Source organism: Streptomyces sp. NPDC050564 (assembly GCF_044457265.1).
Taxonomy (GTDB): domain Bacteria; phylum Actinomycetota; class Actinomycetes; order Streptomycetales; family Streptomycetaceae; genus Streptomyces.
Genome location: NZ_JBITGS010000004.1, coordinates 112,025 through 130,683, shown reverse-complemented (window position 1 = coordinate 130,683; position 18,659 = coordinate 112,025). Strand labels below are relative to the sequence as shown.

Genomic DNA, 18,659 nt, shown 5'->3' with positions numbered 1-18,659 from the left:
AGTATGGTCCATTTCCATGGCGAAAACATGGGCCACTTTGGGGGCCGACGGGGTGGATCTCCACGTCGAGCCGACCGGATCCGGCGTCCGCAAAGGCCTGACGGACGCGCTCCGCGACGCGGTCCGCAGCGGCCGTCTGGCCCCCGGAACCCGCCTCCCGTCCTCCCGCTCGCTCGCCGCCGATCTCGCCATCGCGCGCAACACGGTCGCCGACGCGTACGCCGATCTCGTCGCGGAGGGCTGGCTCACCGCACGCCAGGGCTCGGGCACGAGGGTGGCCGAGCGGACGGTGGTGCGACCGGCGCCGGAGCGGGCGCCGCGCAGACGCGAGCAAGGGCGCCCCACCTACGACCTGGTCCCCGGCAGCCCCGACCTCGCCTCGTTCCCGCGCACCGCGTGGCTCAAGGCGGCCCGTCGCGCGCTCGCCGCCGCGCCGCACGACGCCCTCGGCTACGGCGATCCGCGAGGCCGCCTCGAACTGCGCACCGCCCTCGCGCAGTACCTCTCCCGTGCCCGGGGCGTACGGGCCGACCCGGAGCGCATCGTGATCTGCTCCGGGTTCTCGGACGGCCTGAATATGCTCGGCGCGGTGCTGCGGCAGCGGGGCCTGCGCTCCCTCGCCGTGGAGTCGTACGGCCTGGACGTCCACTGGAACCTTGCGCACCGCTCGGGCCTGCGCACGACGCCGCTCTCCTTCGATGAACTGGGCACGCGCACAAGCGACTTGCCGGGGGCGCGAGCCGTCCTGCTCACCCCCGCTCACCAGTTCCCCATGGGTGTGCCGCTCCATCCGGACCGCCGGGCCGCGGTGGTGGACTGGGCCCGCCGCACCGGCGGCCTGATCCTCGAGGACGACTACGACGGCGAGTTCCGCTACGACCGCCAGCCGGTCGGCGCTCTGCAGGGCCTCGACCCCGACCGCGTGGTCTACCTGGGCACCGCCAGCAAGTCGCTGGCCCCCGCGCTGCGTCTGGGCTGGCTGGTGCTGCCCCCGTCGCTCGCGGACGAGGTCGTCTCCCTGAAGGGCGGCGGGGGCTGGTCCACCGGTGCCCTGGACCAGCTGACCCTCGCCGAGTTCCTCACCTCCGGCGCGTACGACCGACACGTCCGCGCCGCCCGGCTCCGCTATCGGCTCCGCCGGGACGCCCTTGTCGCCGCCCTCGCGACCCGGGCCCCCGCCGTCCACGCAACCGGCATCGCCGCCGGCCTGCACGCCGTGCTCCAACTCCCCCCGGGCACCGAACAGTCGGTGGTCCAGGCCGCCGCCTGGCAGGGTCTCGCCGTCCACGGCCTGTCGCGCTACCGCCATCCCGACGCGGTCCCCGAGCCCCTGGACGCGCTGGTCGTGGGCTACGGCACACCACCGGACCACGCGTGGTCGGGCGCCCTGGACGCGCTGTGCCGGGTGCTGCCTTGAGGGTTCCTGTGACGGTGGGTGGTTTCGCCCCCTCCGCCCCTGCCCGTCCCGTACCTGGGGGCTGCCGCCCCCAGACCCCCGCTCAAAAGACTGCGCAGTTCCCCGCGCCCCTTTTTAAGGGGCGCGGGGAACTGCGCGACAAGCCCCCACCGGCCCGCAGCCGAAAGGCTGGTACGGGACGGGCAGGGGCGGAGGGGGCGAGAAACCCTACGCCTCGCCACCCGGCGCCTCCCCGAACCGCGCCAGCGCCAACGCCCCCGCCACAGCCACCGCAAACCCGAGAACCGCCAGCCACGACAGCCCCTCCCGCGTGCGGTCCCCCAGCCACACCACCCCCACCACCGCGGGCCCGATGGTCTCCCCGATGACCAGACCGGCGGTGGCCGTCGTCACCGAACCCCGCTGCAAGGCCGAGGTGAGCAGCAAAAACGCCGCCCCTCCACCAAGGAGCAGCGCATACGTCGCCGGATTGCTCAGCAAGGCCCCCGGATCGAGGTCGTCGATGAGCCGCACCGCCACCTCGACCACCCCGAACCCGAACCCGGCACCCAGCCCGAGGGCGAGCGGCCGTCCCCGCTCGGGCAACCGCCCGCCCGCGAGGCTCAACATCAGCACGGCGACGGCCGTGCCCAACATCGCGTACTTCAACGCCGTGGACCCCGCCACCTCCCCCTCCGTCCCGGACGCAAGCCCCAGCATCGCGAGCCCCGCGCACACCACCCCCACCGAGCCCCACTCGACCCGGCTCAACCGCACCCGCAGGAGCCACGAGGCCACCACCGCCGTCACGGCGAGACTCGCGGCGAGCGCTGCCCCGACCGCGTAGATCGGAATCGACCGCAGCGCGGCGATCTGCAGCAGAAACCCGACCCCGTCGAGTGCGAGCCCCGCCAGATACCGCCACTGCCGCAGCGCCCGCAGCAGGAGCGCCGTGTCGCCGCCCGGCCCGCTGTCGGCCGCCGCGCGCGCGGCCATCGCCTGCAACACCGTCGCCGTACCGAAGCAGACCGACGCACCAAGGGCGCACATCATTCCAAAGAGCACGAAGTGACTGTAGGGGACGGTGAATCGCGGGGGGCCACTGCGTGCTTCCCGTAAGCGATCTCTAACCTGATCACCTTCAGCAGGCGAATGAACTGAACAGGACACACGCGCATCGCTCAGAAGCAGCGGCGATCACCGCTCGGAAGCAACGGCGACAACGGGGAACGGACATGGCGGACACTCGACGACAACTGCGCTCGGGCACGGTCGTGCTCGGCGGCATGGGACTCCTCGCGGCGGCGCTCACCGCCTGCTCCTCGGACCCCGACAAGCGCTGCGTCGACCGCGACAGCTACAACCTCACCAAGGGCTACAAGGTCGTCGCCGACAAGAACTGCAAGTCCACCAAGACCTCGGCCAACGGCTCCTGGTACTACGGCGGCAAGAAGAAGAGCGGCTGGGTCGACGGCGGCTCCTTCACCAATCCCAGCAAGGGATCAGGCAGTTCGAGCGGCGGGGGCCACGGCAGCGGCGTCGACCGCGGCGGCTTCGGCAGCGGCAAGGGCAGCTCCGGCGGCTGAGCGCGAGACGGCGGAGCAGGCCGGCCTCGACACCGACTGGATCTCCATGGAGGAGATCGGCTGGGACCCCCTCTCCGGCCGCTTCGTCGACAACCAACTCCGCTTCATCCGCAGCTGCTTCAAGCTCAACCCCCGGGAGTGGCTCACCGCCGACCGTTTCGCCGACCACGTCCTGGACACCCTCGACAACGGCGGCGGCACGGGCAGCACCCTGTGGATCGAGCCCGCCTGGAAGATGCTTCTCTCCAACAAGGCCCTCCTCGCCATCCTCTGGGAGCTCTACCCGGATCACCCGAACCTGCTCCCGGCCTACCTCGACGGCCCACGCGAACTGGCGCGCACCAAGGGGTACGTCGCCAAGCCCCTCCTCGGCCGCGAGGGTGCGGGGGTGACGGTGCACGAGCCGGGTGCCGCCCCGGTCGTGCGCGTCGAAGAGCCCGGCCGTTACCAGGAACTGGCGCCCCTGCCGGCCTTCGGCGGCAACCGTGTCGTCCTCGGCGCCTGGGTCGTGGAGGACGAGTCGGCGGGCCTTGGCATCCGCGAGTCCTCCGGCCTGATCACCGACGAGTACGCCCGCTTCCTGCCGCACGTCATCCTCTAGCCCGAAGAGCGCGGGAGCCCGAAGAGCCGAAAAGCCCGAAGAGCCCGAAGAGCCGAAGAGCCGAAGAGCCCGAAGAGCCCGAAGAGCCGAAGAGTCGAAGAGACGAAGAGTGCGGGAGTCTGAAGAGCCCGGAGCCGCTACGCCCTCAGCACGCCGCGGAGTTGGGCGAGCCCCCAGTCCAGGTCCTCCTTGCTGATGACCAGGGGCGGGGCGATCCGGATCGTGACGCCGTGGGTGTCCTTGACGAGAACGCCCCGGTCCATCAGCTTCTCGGAGATCTCCCGCCCGGTGCCGTAGGCCGGGGCGATGTCGATCCCCGCCCACAGGCCCCGCCCGCGTACCTGTGTGACATGGCCGGTGTCCGTCAGCAGGGCCAGCTCCTGGTGCAGATGCTCGCCGAGCTCGGCGGCCCGCCGCTGGAACTCGCCCGACCGCAGCATCGCGATCACCTCGAGCGCCACCGCACAGGCCAGCGGATTCCCCCCGAACGTCGAGCCGTGCTCCCCGGGCCGGAACACCCCGAGCACCTCGCTGGAGGACACCACTGCCGAAACGGGGACGACCCCACCACCGAGCGCCTTGCCGAGCACATACATGTCGGGCACCACACCCTCGTGCTCACAGGCGAACGTACGCCCGGTCCTGCCCAGGCCCGACTGGATCTCGTCCGCGATGAACAGGACATTCCGCTCCCGCGTCACCTCCCGCACCCCCTGGAGATAGCCGGGCGGCGGCACCAGCACCCCCGCCTCGCCCTGAATCGGCTCCAACAGCACGGCTACCGTCTCCTCGGTGACCGCCTCGCGCAGCGCCGCCAGATCCCCGTACGGCACGATGTCGAAGCCCGGCGTGAACGGGCCGAAGTCCGCCCGCGCCTCCGGGTCCGTGGAGAAGCTGATGATCGTCGTCGTACGGCCGTGGAAGTTGTCGCCGGCCACGACGATCCTCGCCCTGCCGTCCGGGACGCCCTTGACCCGGTACCCCCACTTCCGGGCCGTCTTCACCGCGCTCTCCACCGCTTCCGCGCCCGTGTTCATCGGCAGCACCATCTCCATGCCGCACAGTGCCGCCAGCTCCCGGCAGAAGTCCGCGAACCGGTCGTGATGGAAGGCCCGCGACGTCAGCGTCACCCGCTCCAGCTGTGCCTTCGCCGCGTCGAGCAGCCGCCGGTTGCCATGGCCGAAATTCAGCGCCGAGTATCCGGCCAGCAGGTCGAGGAAGCGGCGCCCCTCGACATCCGTCATCCAGGCCCCGTCCGCCGTCGCCACGACGACCGGCAGCGGGTGGTAGTTGTGCGCGCTGTGCGCGTCGGCCGAGGCGATGAACGCCTTCGTCGTCTCCGTAGCGGTCACGGGGTCTCCGTTTCTTGACGTGCGGCACGAGGGGCGCGCGTGCCCGAGCACGGGGGAGTGATGCCCGCGAGTGGCGGGTGGCTTGTGGCCTATTTCCTATCGTCGCTCGCATGGTGGACTCGGGAACCCGGCCGTCCGGCGCGCCCGGTAGGCTGACCGACGGGGCCGTGACTGGCGCGCTGGGATGGGACCGACCATCGGGGAGCGGCTCCAGCAACTGTGTGCCGTGCGCCTGGGCCGACCCGTGAACGCTGAACGCCACGTCCGGAGGCCGTCATGCCAGAGCCCCTTTCCACCGAATCCACCGCCTTCCGCAGCGCTCTCGACGTGATCCGGGCCGTGGAGCCCCGGGTCGCCGACGCCATCGGCCAGGAAATCGCCGACCAGCGCGACATGCTCAAGCTGATCGCGTCCGAGAACTACGCCTCCCCGGCCACCCTCCTGGCCATGGGCAACTGGTTCAGCGACAAGTACGCCGAGGGCACCATCGGCCGCCGCTTCTACGCCGGCTGTCGCAACGTCGACACCGTCGAGGCCCTCGCCGCCGAGCACGCCCGCGAACTCTTCGGCGCCGAGCACGCCTACGCCCAGCCGCACTCCGGCATCGACGCCAACCTCGTCGCCTTCTGGGCCGTCCTCGCCGCCCGCGTCGAGGCCCCCGCCCTGGAGCGGGCCGGCGTCCGCAACGTCAACGACCTCTCCGAGGCCGACTGGGCCGAGCTGCGCCAGGCCTTCGGCAACCAGCGCATGCTCGGCATGTCCCTGGATGCCGGAGGCCACCTCACCCACGGCTTCCGCCCGAACATCTCCGGCAAGATGTTCGACCAGCGTTCCTACGGCACCGACCCCGCCACCGGCCTCATCGACTACGAGGCCCTGCGCGCCTCCGCCCGTGACTTCAAGCCGCTGATCATCGTCGCCGGCTACTCCGCCTACCCCCGCCTGGTGAACTTCCGCATCATGCGGGAGATCGCGGACGAGGTCGGCGCGACCCTGATGGTCGACATGGCGCACTTCGCCGGTCTCGTCGCGGGCAAGGTCCTCACGGGCGACTTCGACCCGATCCCGCACGCCCAGATCGTCACCACCACCACGCACAAGTCACTCCGCGGCCCGCGCGGCGGCATGGTGCTGTGCGACGAGACCCTCGCCGAGCAGGTCGACCGCGGCTGCCCGATGGTCCTCGGTGGCCCCCTTCCCCATGTCATGGCCGCCAAGGCCGTAGCACTCGCCGAGGCCCGTCGCCCCGAGTTCCGCGAGTACGCCCAGGCTGTCGTCGACAACTCCCGCGCCCTCGCCGAAGGCCTGATGCGCCGCGGCGCCACCCTGGTCACCGGCGGCACGGACAACCACCTCAACCTGATCGACGTCGCCTCCTCCTACGGCCTCACCGGCCGCCAGGCCGAGTCCGCACTGCTCGACTCGGGCATCGTCACCAACCGCAACGCCATCCCCGCCGACCCGAACGGCGCCTGGTACACGTCCGGCATCCGGATCGGCACGCCCGCGCTGACCACCCGTGGCCTGGGCACGGCTGAGATGGACGAGATCGCCGGTCTGATCGACCGCGTCCTCGCCGCCGCAGAGCCCGGCACCACCGCCAAGGGCAGCCCGTCCAAGGCCCAGCACGTCCTGGACCCGAAGATCTCCGACGAGATCGCCCACCGAGCCACCGACCTGCTCGCCGGCTTCCCGCTCTACCCGGAGATCGACCTCGGCTGACGCACCCGGCACTCACCGGGGCTACAAGTCGATCAGCTCCTGTCGTGGTTCCCGCGGCGGTCCGGCAGTCTCATGCCGGGCCGCCGCGCGGCGTATCAGAAGGGTGCCGCCGACTCCGATTGCCAGGCCGGCCGCCAGCCCGGGTATCGCCCACCCCGCATGCTCCACCGCATGCGGGTCCGAGTCGGCCACCGATGCGCTTCCGGTGCCGAACAGCGTTCCTTGCTCCGCCAACTGCTCGAATACCGAGCGCGGTGCCCGATGCCAGCGGATGTCGTCGTCCTCCACGTCGGGCGAGGGATCCGACCGCACCCACGGCGTCCCGTCCGCCGCTACGACCACCTGGTCCTGGCGCTCGATGGCGACATCGCCGCCGGGCGCCCTCTGGGTCCGGGGCCAGCCCCCGACCCCGGTCAGCCCCCAGATCACCGTGGCTCGCACCTTCGGGAAGCGGCCCGCCACCCAGGCCTCGGGCACCCGCTCCGTCCCCGTGTACCTGGGCGACAGCAACCGCCAGAGCCGTACGAAGTCCTCCTCTCCCGAGCGCAGGGTGGTCGTCCGCCCCGTGTCACCGGCGATGACCACGGCCACATCCGGGGTGTCGGCCTTCGTGTGGAAAGCGGTGCCCGTCGAGGCGTGAGCGCCCGGTGCACCGAGCGCGGCCAGCGCCACGGAAACCAGAGACAGGAGCCATAACCTCGAACTCGCCCGTCCGACCCGGGACCTCATCCGGCCCCCGTCGTCCGTGCTTCCCTTCATCCGTCCCCCTCGTCATCCGTCCCTTCGTGCGTCCCGCGTCCCCTCGCGCATCCCGCACCTCACACGTCCCGGAGCTCCTGCCGAGGCTCCGTCTCGCGCTCTCGCCTGCCCAGAGGCCGAGCTCCCGGTACCCCGGCGACCAGCGGCCGCAGCACCAGGGCCAGCACCGCTCCGGCCGCTGCCCCCGGTATCGCCCACCACCAGTCGGTGCCGTCGTCGGCCGTGGCACCCGCGGCGGTCGTGGTGCGGGCCTGTTCGGTGGGTGCGGGCGCGGGTGCCGTATTGGAGTCCTCCGGCGTCTGCCAGGGGGCCGGGAAGATTTCCCCGCCGCCCTCGGGCGACGGCTTGCCCAGTACGCCGAGCTTCTTGAACAGCGCCCGCACTTGGGCCGGGTGCTCGGCCCTGTGCCAGTAGCCGTTCATGCTCGGCAGGTCCGTTGTCGTGTGTATCCAGACGTCCTTGCTCCGCGGGGAGTCCGGATAGACGCGGTCGACCCGCCACGGCGACACGTCATGGACCAGCCATGTGACATTGAGCTGATGTCCGCCGGCGGCTCCCAGGCCGGGCGGCTCCTCGCGCGTGCCCGAGCCGGGCTCGCCCAGCAGGCGCATCAACTGCCCATACTCCTGGTCCGAGTAGTACAACGCCGTGGTCTCCGCGCTCTCCGGCGAGACCACCAGCACGCTCGTCGGGCCACCGGCGATCGCGGACGGTGCCCACAGCAGCATCGCCGCGAGAGCCACCGCCAACGCCCCCATCACCGCGAGCAGTTCACGAAGCCTGCGCATCCGAACCCCCAACCAGCCGGTCGATCCACGTGCGGCCCGCCCGCACGCCGTGTGTCACTTCTGGTACACCGCTCGACCCGCCGGGGTTCCCACTCGGCACCGACCAGAATTCGGGTTACTTCAGAGACTTCGCGATCTCCACTGCCCGCGCCTTGGACGCCACCCCCTCGAGCCGGAGGGTCACCTCGCCCTCGTGCATCCACAGCAGCGTGGGCCCCGCCGTCCGCTCGGAGCGGGTGAAGCGGTCGCCGTCCGCGTCGATCAGCCAGAAGCTCAGCACATGCGGCTTCGGAAACCACAGCGCCGGATTGCCGTAGTCCGTGTCTCCGCCCAGTGACACCCACTCCGGTGGCTCCCGTACCGTCTTCGAGAAGCCGAGGTCCAGGCTCGCCGGATACTCGTTCAGCCGGACCGTGTGCCCGTGCTCGCGCCAGCACAGACTCATCAGGAGCCGCCCCTTCGGCTCGCGCGTCACCGTCACCGCGCCCGGAGTGCCGAAAGCGCCGGGCACGAGAGGTTCGAACCCCGCCCGTCGCCCCGCCTGCGCCAAGGTCAGCGAAGGACCGCACCCCGGCACCCGGGCCCCGGGCGAGGGCACCGCCGACGGGTCGTACCGCACCTCGACCCCGCCGAAGCCGAACCAGTCGACGACGGCGGCGCGCACCGGAGGCGTGAGCACGAGGACCGTCAGCACACCGCACAGCCCCGCGGTCAGCGCGCGCCGGCGCACGCGAGCCCAGCGGCGCACCGCCCGGAGCCGCTCGCCCGGTCCCCGGGGCTCGGCCACCGGGACGGGGATCCGCTCGGCGAGAATCTGCTCCAGCACGCGCTCGACCATCGACTCGCTCCCGGCCGCCCCGGGCTGGTCCAGAGAACGCCCGAGCGCCTGCAGCTCCTCGGGCAGGCGCGAGACACCCTCACGGCCACCCCGACCCCGGTCACCGGAAGGTTCCGCGTCCCCCTCCGCGTACGACTCACTCATGCTCATCACCCCCTTCCCGAGGCTCTCCGGGTTCGAAGTCCGGCAGCAGCCGGCCCAGCTTGCGCAGGGCGCGGTTGAGGCGGGACTTCACCGTGCCGCGCGGCCAGCCCAGGGCCTGGGCCGTCTCCGGCTCGTCCATCTCCAGGAGATAGCGGTACGTGACAACGAGGCGGTGCTCCTCGCTCAGCTGGTCCAGGGCGGCCAGCAGCGCCGCGCGGCGCTCTATCTCCAGCGCCGCGACCGCCGGGTCCGCCGATTCCGGTATCAGCGGGTCCGCCTCCGTGAACGCGGCCTCCCGGCCGGCCAGCGTCCGCTGGCGCACCGCCGTCCGCACTGTGTTCCTCGTCTCATTGGCGACGATCGAGAGCAGCCACGGCTTGAACGCCGCGCCGTCCCGAAAGCGCCCCAGCGAGCAGTACGCCTTGATGAAGGCCTGCTGCACCACGTCCTCCGCGTCCGCACCCGCCCCCAGCGCCCTGGCCGCCCTGATCGCGATGCCCGTGTGGGCACGGACCAGCTCCGCGTACGCCTCCGGCTCACCGGCGCGTACGCGTGCGATCACCACGGCCTCGTCGACGACGATGCGGCCCCCCTCCCGCGTCCTCACACTCTTGCTACACCGCCCGAGGCCGATCGGTTCCCACCTGTGTCACATCTGTTTCCGACCAGTTCCGGACCGGGCGCCGACACCTGAGAGAATGGGCCCATGGCCTCTGATCGTCCCCGCGTGCTCTCCGGAATCCAGCCCACCGCAGGCTCGTTCCACCTCGGCAACTACCTCGGCGCCGTCCGCCAGTGGGTGGCCCTGCAGGAGTCCCACGACGCGTTCTACATGGTCGTCGACCTGCACGCGATCACCGTTCCGCAGGACCCCGCGGACCTGCGCGCCAACACCCGGCTCGCCACCGCGCAGCTGCTCGCCGCCGGTCTCGACCCGGAGCGCTGCACGCTCTTCGTGCAGAGTCACGTCCCCGAGCACGCCCAGCTGGCCTGGATCATGAACTGCCTCACCGGCTTCGGCGAGGCATCCCGCATGACGCAGTTCAAGGACAAGTCCGCCAGGCAGGGTGCCGACCGCGCCTCCGTCGGCCTCTTCACGTACCCGATCCTGCAGGTCGCGGACATCCTGCTGTACCAGGCCAACGAGGTCCCGGTCGGCGAGGACCAGCGCCAGCACATCGAGCTCACGCGTGACCTCGCCGAGCGCTTCAACGGCCGCTTCGGCCAGACGTTCACGGTCCCGAAGCCGTACATCCTCAAGGAGACGGCGAAGATCTTCGATCTCCAGGACCCGACGATCAAGATGAGCAAGTCGGCGTCGACGCCCAAGGGCCTCATCAACCTGCTCGACGAGCCGAAGGCGACCGCCAAAAAGGTCAAGAGCGCGGTCACCGACACGGACACCGTCATCAGGTATGACACGGAGCACAAGCCGGGTATCAGCAACCTGCTGACCATCTACTCGACCCTCACCGGAACCGGTATCGAGGAACTGGAGCAGAATTACACCGGCAAGGGCTACGGTGCGCTCAAGACGGACCTCGCCGAGGTCATGGTCGACTTCGTGACGCCGTTCCGGGAGCGCACCCAGCAGTATCTGGACGACCCGGAGACGCTCGACTCGATCCTGGCCAAGGGTGCCGAGAAGGCACGTGCCGTCGCCGCGGAGACGCTCTCCCAGGCGTACGACAGGGTCGGTTTCCTCCCCGCCAAGCACTGACCGCCGGGGCCGTTGCGTACGACAGCCGAAACCGCTGTCATACGCAACGGCACGGCAGCCCCTACCACAGCCCGTTCGGCAGTGAGTACGAGACGAGCGCGACACTCCTACGACCGCCGCCGACGGGCCGCACCGCCGTACAGTCGAAAGCCGGGCAGGCCGAGCAGCCACCCCTGCCCGCGCGAAAACACCGGACCTTCAAAGACAGCGAACCTTCGAAACAACGACAGGAGACGACGTGGGGACCGTAACGATCGGCGTGTCGATCGCGGTCCCGGAGCCTTACGGCAGCCTGCTCCAGGAGCGGCGCGCGGGCTTCGGCGACCCCGCGGCTTCCGGCATCCCCACGCACGTCACGCTGCTGCCGCCGACGGAGGTCGACGACTCGGCGCTGCCGGCGATCGAGGCGCATCTCGTCGAGGTCGCGGGCACCGGGCGCCCCTTCCCCATGCGGTTGTCCGGCACGGGCACCTTCCGCCCCCTGTCGCCCGTCGTGTACGTGCGGGTCGTCGAGGGTGCCGAGGCCTGCACCTGGTTGCAGAAGCAGGTCCGGGACGCCTCAGGGCCGGTCGCGCGTGAGCTCCAGTTCCCGTACCACCCGCACGTCACGGTGGCGCACGGCATCGACGACGAGTCGATGGACCGGGCCTACGAGGCGCTGTCCGGGTACGAGGCCGAGTGGCCCTGCACCGGGTTCGCCCTCTACGAACAGGGCGCGGACGGCGTCTGGCGCAAGCTGCGCGAGTTCGACTTCGGCAGCGCCGTGGTGCCCCCTCAGGCGGGCGCCCCGGAGCGGGACACCACGCTGCCGGCCCGTTAGGACACTCCTCGGCAGGATCCTCCTGTGCGACCGGCAGTAGGCTCCGCCGGCACGACCCCTCGGTGGAGGTGAGATCGGCAGCCCACCGGCCGGCGGTCCCGGATCGTCAGATCGGCAGCCGCCGGAACACCGGCCGGGGAACGTGCCGCAGTGCCGCCATCACCAGACGCAGCGCTCCGGGTACCCACACCGTCTCCGACCGGCGTCGCAGCCCCGTCTCCACGGCCGTCGCGACCGCCTCCGGAGTGGTGGCCAGCGGTGCCTGGGGCAGGCCCGCCGTCATCCTCGTACGGACGAACCCGGGGCGTACGACCATCACGTGCACGCCCGTGCCGTGCAGCGCGTCGCCCAGGCCCTGCGCGAAGGCGTCCAGGCCCGCCTTGCTGGAGCCGTAGATGAAGTTGGAGCGCCGGGCGCGCTCGCCGGCGACCGAGGAGAGCACCACCAGGGAGCCGTGTCCCTGTGTCTGGAGGGCCCGCGCGCACACCAGACCGGCCGACACCGCACCCGTGTAGTTGGTCTGCGCCACGCGTACCGCCGACACGGGCTCGTTCTCGTCCCGCGCCTGGTCGCCGAGCACGCCGAACGCCAGCAGCACCATGTCGACGTCGCCCTCCGCGAAGACCTTGCCGAGCGCGGTCTCGTGGGACTCGCAGTCGAGGGCGTCGAAGGCGACGGTACGGGCGTCCGCGCCCATCCCGCGCAGTTGCTCGGCGGCTTGCTCCAGGGCGGCGGACGGGCGTCCCGCGAGCCACACCGTGCGGGTGCGCCGGACGATCAGACGGCGCGCGGTGGCCAGCGCGATCTCGGACGTGCCGCCGAGGATCAGCAGGGACTGGGGGAGACCGAAGGCGTCCTTCATGACAGCTCCTAGGGGCTGGTGCGACCAGAGACGGGGGCGAGGGGAGATCGGAGGGACTGCGGAGCGCGGGGGCCGGAGGCGGAGGGGGCCATAGATCGAGGGGCCAAAGACTGAGGGGACCAAAGATCGAGGGGCCAAAGACCGGGGGGACTAAAGACCGAGGCGGCGGGACAGGTCCGACGTGAAGACGCCTTGGGGGTCCAACTCCCGTCGCAGGGAACGGAATTCACCGAGCCGCGGATACATCTCGGCCAGTAGTTCGGGCCGCAGCCGTGCGTCCTTGGCGAGGTACACCCGCCCGTCGGCCGCGGCCACCTCCTCGTCCAGCTCGTCGAGGAAGGAGCCGAGCCCCGGCAGGTTCGCGGGGATGTCCAGGGCGAGGGTCCAGCCCGGCATGGGGAAGGACAGCCAGCCCGGATCGCCCTCTCCGAAGCGCTTCAGGACGGCGAGGAAGGACGGGCAGCGGCGTACGGAGATGCGCTGCACGATCCGGCGAAGGGCCTCCTCCTGTCCGTATCCGACGACGAACTGGTACTGCACGAAGCCGCCCCGCCCGTAGACGCGGTTCCAGTGCGGCACCCCGTCGAGGGGGTGGAAGAAGGTCGAGATCTTCTGCAGCTCTCCGCCGCGCGCGCGTGGCGCCTTCCGGTACCAGAGCTCATTGAAGAGGCCCACAGTCGTGCGCCCCAGGAGCCCCTCCGGCAGGAAGGCGGGCGCGGACGGGAACTGCGCGGGGCGGAACGCCAGGGGGTGCCTACGCGCGCGTGCGGGCAGGGCGTCCAGCGGCGCGTGATCGCCGCGGGTCAGCACCGAGCGCCCCATCGACGTCCCGCGTGCGAGCAGGTCGATCCAGGCCACCGAGTACCGGTAGTTGTGGTCCGTGGCGGCGAGGCGGGCCATCAAGTCGTCGAGGTCCGCGGCGCGTTCCGTGTCGACGGACATCAGCGAGGTCGCGACGGGCTGGAGCCGGACGGTCGCCGTGAGGATCACGCCGGTCAGGCCCATGCCGCCCGCGGTGGCGTCGAAGAGGGGCGTGCCCCGGCCGACCGTATGGATCCCGCCGTCCGCGGTCAGCAGCTCGAAGGAGAGAACGTGCCGGGCGAACGAGCCCGACACATGGTGGTTCTTGCCGTGGATGTCCGCGCCGATCGCGCCGCCGACGGTCACATAGCGGGTCCCGGGCGTGACCGGCACGAACCAGCCGAGCGGGAGCAGGACTTCCATGAGCCGGTGCAGGGACACCCCCGCGTCGCACAGGACGGTGCCGCCGTCCGCGTCGATCGCGTGGATCCGGTCCAGGCCCGTCATGTCGAGCACGGCTCCGCCCGCGTTCTGCGCGGCGTCCCCGTAGGCCCGTCCGAGTCCCCGGGGGATGCCTCCGCGTGTCCCGCACCCCCGGACGGCCGCCGCCGCCTCCTCGTAGGTGCGCGGGCGGACCAGACGGGCGGTGGTCGGGGCGGTGCGGCCCCAACCCGTGACGGAGACGGTGTCGGCAGGCATGACCGTGACCGTAGCGTCGGTAAGGGTGCATAACGCCCCAATCTCGCCGGCCCTCACGGCTCCTCACCGAAATGGGTGATTAATGGGATGTCGTCCTACATTGCCGTAATTCTGCGGCCACTCCCTAGAAGAGTGAGATCACATGGACGACCTTGACGACCATGACTACAGGGACAGGGACAGGGACCGCCGGCTCGACGGCATGGACCGCGGGTTCGACGGCATGGATCGCCGACTGTTGTCGGCAGTCCACGAGTGCGGCAGGGATCCGCGCATCGCGGCAGTCGCGCGTGCCCTGTCCTGGAGCGGGGAACACGGCGCGCTGTGGCTCGCGGCGGGGCTGGCGGGGGCGGCCGTCGACCGTGAACGGCGGGGCGCCTGGTTGCGCGCGACGGCGCTCACCACTACCGCGCACCTCGCCAGCATGGGGGTGAAGCGCATCGTGCGCCGCCCGCGCCCCGCGCACGTGGTGCCGTTGGTGCGCACGGCCGGACGGCACTCCTTCCCGAGCTCGCACGCCACGTCCGCGGCGGCCGCTGCGGTCGCCTACGGCGCGCTCGGCGCGCATGTGGTTTCCCCGCTCGCCGCCGCGATGTGCGTCTCACGGATGGTCGTCGGGGTCCACTACCCGTCCGACATCGCCGCAGGAGCCGCCCTGGGGGCCCTGACAGCCCGCCTGGGCGCACGCTGGGTCGGGGTCGGTCAATGACTGAGCGCACGGCACTCCTGGAGCGCGCACCGGCCGCTGCGGCATCCGCGAAGGGCGTCACCGGCGTCGTCCGGGGCCTGCTCAAGACCACCCGCCCCCGACAGTGGGTGAAGAACCTGCTGGTGGTGGCGGCGCCGGCCGCCGCGGGCCAGCTCTTCTCCCGGCACGCGGGCACCCAACTCGCGCTCGTCTTCGTGCTGTTCACGGCCTGCGCCGCCGCCGTGTACCTGATCAACGACGCCCGGGACGCCGCCGCCGACCGCGCCCACCCGGTCAAGCGCCACCGCCCGGTCGCCGCGGGCCAGGTCCCCGTCGCAGCCGCGTACGCGGTCGGGGGCGTCCTCGCGCTCCTCGCGCCGGGTGCCGCCGCCTGGCTCTGCTCGCCGGCCGTCGCCGCGCTGCTGACGGCGTACATCGGCATGCAACTGGCGTACTGCGTCAGCCTGAAGCACGTCCTGGTGGTGGACCTCGCCGTCGTCACGACCGGGTTCCTCATGCGCGCGATGATCGGCGGTCTCGCCCTCGGCATCCCGCTCTCGCGCTGGTTCCTGATCACCACCGGCTTCGGGGCGCTGTTCATGGTGTCGGCGAAGCGTTACTCCGAGGCCGTGCAGATGGCCGGGAAAGCGGGCGCCACGCGCGCGTTGCTCACCGAATACACCACCGGCTACCTGCGCTTCGTCTGGCAGCTGGCCGCCGGAGTCTCCGTCCTCGGCTACTGCCTGTGGGCCCTGGAGGAGGGCGGTGTGCCCAGCGCCGGTCTGCTGCCCTGGCGGCAGTTGTCCATGGTCGCCTTCATCCTGGCCATCCTGCGGTACGCCGTCTTCGCCGACCGGGGCACGGCGGGCGAGCCCGAGGACGTGGTCCTTCACGACCGTGCGCTCGCGCTCATCGGGCTGGTGTGGCTGGCGATGTACGGCCTCGCCGTGGCGAACTGGTGAGCGTCGCCGAGGGGCCGGTCTCGGGGGAGCCGGTGTCAGGGAAACCGGTCGCCCAAGGGCCGGTCTCACTGAAACCGGTCGCCCCGGAGCCGGTTGCCCCGGAGCCGGTCGCTCACAAGCCCGTCGCCCGGAGGCGACTCGCGCAGGAACTCCTCGGCTTCGCCACCACCGGAATCCTCGCCTACGCCGCCGACCTCGGCCTCTTCGTCTGGCTGCGCGGCCCCGTGGGCCTCGACCCGCTGACCGCCAAGGCGCTGAGCTTCGTCGCGGGTTGCTCGGTGGCGTACGCGGGCAACGCCCTCGGCACTTACCGGCACACGGCCGCGCGCGGCCCGCGCCAGTACCTGATCTTCTTCGCGGTGAACATCGCGGGCGCCCTCGTCCAGCTGCTGTGCATCGCCGTCAGCCACTACGGCCTCGGGTTCACCTCGCAGCGCGCGGACACCGTCTCGGGCGCCGGAATCGGCATGGCGCTCGCCACTGTCCTGCGTTTTTGGGGTACTCGGACATTGGTTTTCCGGGGCGTTCGAGGTGTGCGAGGCGAGGGCAGAGTCGGATCATGGACTGGCTGAAAAAGCTTCCCGGCGTGGGGCCCTTGGTCACCCGCCTGATGGCCACGCACGCGTGGCGGTCGTACGAGCGTCTGGACCGGGTGAAGTGGACGCGGCTCGCCGCCGCGATGACCTTCATCAGTTTCGTGGCGCTCTTCCCGCTGCTGACCGTCGGCGCGGCGATCGCCGCCGCCACGCTCAGCACCAGCCAGCAGAAGGACCTTCAGGACAAGCTCGCCGAGCAGGTTCCCGGTATCTCCGACCAGCTGGACATCCAAGGCCTCGTCCAGAACGCCGGCACGATCGGCCTGATCGCGGGCGCCGTACTGCTGTTCACCGGCATCGGCTGGGTCGGCTCGATGCGGGAGTGCCTGCGCGCGGTCTGGGAGCTGCCCGACAGCGAGGAGAACCCCTTCCTGCGCAAGCTCAAGGACGGGGGCGTACTGGTCGGGCTCGGCGGCGCCGCGCTCGTCACCGTCGCCGCCTCCACCGTGGCGTCCACGGCGGTGGGGTGGACGACCCGGCAGCTCGACATCGACGAGCACGGCTGGGGGAGCGTGCTGCTGCGGGCCGCCGCGTTCGCCGTCGCCGTACTCGCCGCCTTCCTGCTCCTGCTGTACCTCCTCACGCTGCTGCCCGGCGTCCAGCCGCCGCGGCGTCGGCTGATCGTCGCCGCGCTGATCGGAGCCGCCGGGTTCGAGCTGCTCAAGCTGCTGCTCAGCGGCTATATGCGGGGTGTCGCGTCGAAGAGCATGTACGGCGCGTTCGGGGTGCCGATCGCGCTGCTGCTGTGGATCAACTTCACCGCGAAACTGCTGCTGTTCTGCGCCTCCTGGACGGCGACGCAGAGCGATGAGTCCCCGCTGGACCCGGCGGATCGATCGGACCCGGCGGACCGGGCGGGTCGATCGGACCGGGCGGACCGGGCGGACCGGGCGGACCGGGCGGTCCCGCCGGTCCCGCCGGATCGATCGGTCCCGCCGGTCCCGCCGGTCCCGCCGGACCGCGCGGACCCGGCGGCCCCGGTGGTCAGCGGCGACGGCGCATCAGATCCGGCAGCGGCCAGCGGCGGTTGACGAGGAAGGCACCTGCCGCGAGCAGGACGAGGGAGCCGCCCGTGATGGCCAGCGCCATGCCGATGCCGCTCGAACCGCCCTTCGCGGCGGAGGCGGCCGCCACCGGCTTCGTGGACGCGTCGTCCGCGCCGGGGCTGGAGGCGTTCGCGCCCGGCGGCGCGGTGGTGTCGATGCTCCTCGGCGGCACCAGCTCACCCACCGGCTCGACGTTGCCCGTGGCCTGGAAGCCCCAGTCGAATAGCTTCGCGGTCTCCTTGTAGACCTCGTTGTGCTCGTTCTTCTCCGGGTTCATGACCGTGACGAGCAGCACCTTGCCGCCCCGCTCGGCGACACCGGTGAAGGTGGCGCCCGCGTTGGTGGTGTTGCCGTTCTTCACGCCCGCGATTCCCTGGTACGTGGAGATGTCGCTGTCGCCGGTCAGGAGGCGGTTGGTGTTCTGGATCTCGAAGGTTTCGCGGTCCGTTTTGCCCTTTTCGTTCTTTGTGGTCCCGCCCGGGAACTCGGCCCGCACCGTCGAGCAGTACTCCCGGAAGTCCTTCTTCTGCAGCCCGGAGCGGGCGAACAGCGTCAGGTCGTACGCCGACGACACCTGGCCCTTCGCGTCATAGCCGTCCGGGCTGACCACGTGCGTGTCGAGGGCCTGGAGCTCCTCGGCGTGAGCCTGCATGTCCTTGACCGTCTGGTCGATGCCCTCGTTCATCTGGGACAGCACGTGCACGGCGTCGTTGCCCGAGCGCAGGAAGACGCCGAGCCACAGGTCGTGGACGGTGTAGGTCTCGTTCTCCTTTATCCCCACCATGCTGGAGCCCGCGCCGATGCCCGCGAGGTCGGAGGAGACCACCTTGTGCTTCATCGTCCTGGGGAACTTCGGCAGCACCGTGTCGGCGAAGAGCATCTTCAGGGTGCTCGCCGGGGGCAGCCGCCAGTGCGCGTTGTGGGCGGCCAGGATGTCGCCGGACTCGGCGTCGGCGACGATCCAGGAGCGCGCGGTGAGGTCCTTGGGCAGGACGGGAGCGCCGGTGCCGAGATTCACCTGCGTGCCGGCCTGGCCCAGCCGCTCGCCGCCGACGGTCGACATGTTCGCCGGGGGAGTGGCCGACGGGGTCGTGGTCGGACTCGCTGTCGGACTCGCGTCAGCGAACGCGGGCGCGGCGAGCGAAAGGGACAACAGGGTGGCGGAAGTGACCAGCAAGGATCGCTTGGCGGTCTTTTTGGTGGCGGGCACGGTCGAGAAAGTACAGGGCGTGGGGCGTGAAGTCCTATCACCCTCTCCACCCCGGCGCCGGGCCCCGGC

Annotated in this window: 18 protein-coding genes, 1 pseudogene and 1 riboswitch; of the genes and pseudogenes, 10 read left to right on the top strand and 9 right to left on the bottom strand. The window is 71.2% G+C overall.

Features of this window, described 5'->3' with window-relative positions; translation table 11 throughout:
- Positions 1–16: 16 nt before the first annotated feature.
- The gene (locus ACIBK0_RS08290; protein WP_399076951.1) at positions 17–1,417 is read left to right on the top strand and encodes a PLP-dependent aminotransferase family protein; all 1,401 of its coding nucleotides are present in this window, start codon (positions 17–19) and stop codon (positions 1,415–1,417) included.
- Between the two features lie 207 nt (positions 1,418–1,624).
- Here ACIBK0_RS08290 and ACIBK0_RS08285 read toward each other — a convergent pair whose 3' ends face one another.
- The gene (locus ACIBK0_RS08285; RefSeq protein ID WP_399077362.1) at positions 1,625–2,449 is read right to left on the bottom strand and encodes a hypothetical protein; all 825 of its coding nucleotides are present in this window, start codon (positions 2,447–2,449) and stop codon (positions 1,625–1,627) included.
- Positions 2,450–2,631: 182 nt separating this feature from the next.
- Here ACIBK0_RS08285 and ACIBK0_RS08280 point away from each other — a divergent pair, with 182 nt between their 5' ends.
- Together ACIBK0_RS08280 and ACIBK0_RS08275 are read left to right on the top strand one after the other, a co-directional pair.
- Positions 2,632–2,982 (top strand): hypothetical protein, encoded by a 351-nt coding sequence (locus tag ACIBK0_RS08280; protein ID WP_399076949.1) that lies wholly within the window; start codon positions 2,632–2,634, stop codon positions 2,980–2,982.
- Position 2,983: 1 nt separating this feature from the next.
- A pseudogene (locus ACIBK0_RS08275) lies at positions 2,984–3,583 on the top strand (glutathionylspermidine synthase family protein); the annotation flags it as partial.
- A 137-nt stretch (positions 3,584–3,720) separates the two neighbouring features.
- Here the strand turns inward: ACIBK0_RS08275 and rocD are convergent.
- The gene (gene rocD, locus ACIBK0_RS08270; RefSeq protein WP_399076947.1) at positions 3,721–4,935 is read right to left on the bottom strand and encodes an ornithine--oxo-acid transaminase; all 1,215 of its coding nucleotides are present in this window, start codon (positions 4,933–4,935) and stop codon (positions 3,721–3,723) included.
- 157 nt (positions 4,936–5,092) lie between these two features.
- A riboswitch (ZMP/ZTP riboswitch) is annotated at positions 5,093–5,180 on the top strand.
- A gap of 31 nt (positions 5,181–5,211) precedes the next feature.
- On the opposite strand from rocD, the gene ACIBK0_RS08265 reads away from it, so the two are divergent.
- On the top strand, positions 5,212–6,657 hold the full coding sequence (locus ACIBK0_RS08265) for a glycine hydroxymethyltransferase (RefSeq protein WP_399076945.1): 1,446 nt from the start codon (positions 5,212–5,214) through the stop codon (positions 6,655–6,657).
- A gap of 21 nt (positions 6,658–6,678) precedes the next feature.
- On the opposite strand, the gene ACIBK0_RS08260 is transcribed toward ACIBK0_RS08265, so the two are convergent.
- The 4 genes from ACIBK0_RS08260 to ACIBK0_RS08245 form a co-directional block, all read right to left on the bottom strand.
- A complete protein-coding gene (locus ACIBK0_RS08260) occupies positions 6,679–7,416 on the bottom strand; it encodes a hypothetical protein (RefSeq protein ID WP_399076943.1) in 738 nt (245 codons plus the stop codon).
- A gap of 59 nt (positions 7,417–7,475) precedes the next feature.
- Positions 7,476–8,204 carry a hypothetical protein gene (locus ACIBK0_RS08255; protein WP_399076941.1) on the bottom strand — a complete coding sequence of 243 codons (729 nt, stop codon included), beginning with the start codon at positions 8,202–8,204 and terminating at the stop codon, positions 7,476–7,478.
- 115 nt (positions 8,205–8,319) lie between these two features.
- On the bottom strand, positions 8,320–9,186 hold the full coding sequence (locus ACIBK0_RS08250; RefSeq protein ID WP_399076939.1) for a hypothetical protein: 867 nt from the start codon (positions 9,184–9,186) through the stop codon (positions 8,320–8,322).
- Entirely contained in the window at positions 9,179–9,793 is a 615-nt protein-coding gene (locus tag ACIBK0_RS08245; protein ID WP_399076937.1) for an RNA polymerase sigma factor, read from the bottom strand. Before ACIBK0_RS08245 ends, ACIBK0_RS08250 begins: the two co-directional genes overlap by 8 nt.
- Before the next feature lie 99 nt (positions 9,794–9,892).
- On the opposite strand from ACIBK0_RS08245, the gene trpS reads away from it, so the two are divergent.
- The gene (gene trpS, locus ACIBK0_RS08240; RefSeq protein ID WP_399076935.1) at positions 9,893–10,906 is read left to right on the top strand and encodes a tryptophan--tRNA ligase; all 1,014 of its coding nucleotides are present in this window, start codon (positions 9,893–9,895) and stop codon (positions 10,904–10,906) included.
- A 238-nt stretch (positions 10,907–11,144) separates the two neighbouring features.
- Positions 11,145–11,726 (top strand): 2'-5' RNA ligase family protein, encoded by a 582-nt coding sequence (locus ACIBK0_RS08235; protein ID WP_399076933.1) that lies wholly within the window; start codon positions 11,145–11,147, stop codon positions 11,724–11,726.
- A gap of 106 nt (positions 11,727–11,832) precedes the next feature.
- On the opposite strand, the gene ACIBK0_RS08230 is transcribed toward ACIBK0_RS08235, so the two are convergent.
- Positions 11,833–12,588 (bottom strand): decaprenylphospho-beta-D-erythro-pentofuranosid-2-ulose 2-reductase, encoded by a 756-nt coding sequence (locus tag ACIBK0_RS08230; RefSeq protein WP_399076931.1) that lies wholly within the window; start codon positions 12,586–12,588, stop codon positions 11,833–11,835.
- 150 nt (positions 12,589–12,738) lie between these two features.
- Positions 12,739–14,088, bottom strand: a complete 1,350-nt coding sequence (locus tag ACIBK0_RS08225) for an FAD-binding protein (RefSeq protein WP_399076929.1) — start codon at positions 14,086–14,088, stop codon at positions 12,739–12,741.
- Positions 14,089–14,290: 202 nt separating this feature from the next.
- On the opposite strand from ACIBK0_RS08225, the gene ACIBK0_RS08220 reads away from it, so the two are divergent.
- From ACIBK0_RS08220 to ACIBK0_RS08205, 4 genes are all read left to right on the top strand, one after another.
- Positions 14,291–14,797, top strand: a complete 507-nt coding sequence (locus tag ACIBK0_RS08220; protein WP_399077360.1) for a phosphatase PAP2 family protein — start codon at positions 14,291–14,293, stop codon at positions 14,795–14,797.
- Positions 14,794–15,738, top strand: coding sequence for a decaprenyl-phosphate phosphoribosyltransferase (locus tag ACIBK0_RS08215; protein WP_399076927.1), 945 nt, complete (start codon positions 14,794–14,796; stop codon positions 15,736–15,738). Before ACIBK0_RS08220 ends, ACIBK0_RS08215 begins: the two co-directional genes overlap by 4 nt.
- Before the next feature lie 173 nt (positions 15,739–15,911).
- Positions 15,912–16,310 carry a GtrA family protein gene (locus ACIBK0_RS08210; protein WP_399077358.1) on the top strand — a complete coding sequence of 133 codons (399 nt, stop codon included), beginning with the start codon at positions 15,912–15,914 and terminating at the stop codon, positions 16,308–16,310.
- A complete protein-coding gene (locus tag ACIBK0_RS08205) occupies positions 16,298–17,365 on the top strand; it encodes a YihY/virulence factor BrkB family protein (RefSeq protein ID WP_399076925.1) in 1,068 nt (355 codons plus the stop codon). The genes ACIBK0_RS08210 and ACIBK0_RS08205 overlap by 13 nt, the downstream gene beginning before the upstream one ends.
- Here the strand turns inward: ACIBK0_RS08205 and ACIBK0_RS08200 are convergent.
- Positions 17,319–18,590 carry a D-alanyl-D-alanine carboxypeptidase family protein gene (locus ACIBK0_RS08200; protein WP_399076923.1) on the bottom strand — a complete coding sequence of 424 codons (1,272 nt, stop codon included), beginning with the start codon at positions 18,588–18,590 and terminating at the stop codon, positions 17,319–17,321. The genes ACIBK0_RS08205 and ACIBK0_RS08200 overlap by 47 nt on opposite strands.
- Between the last annotated feature and the right edge of the window lie 69 nt (positions 18,591–18,659).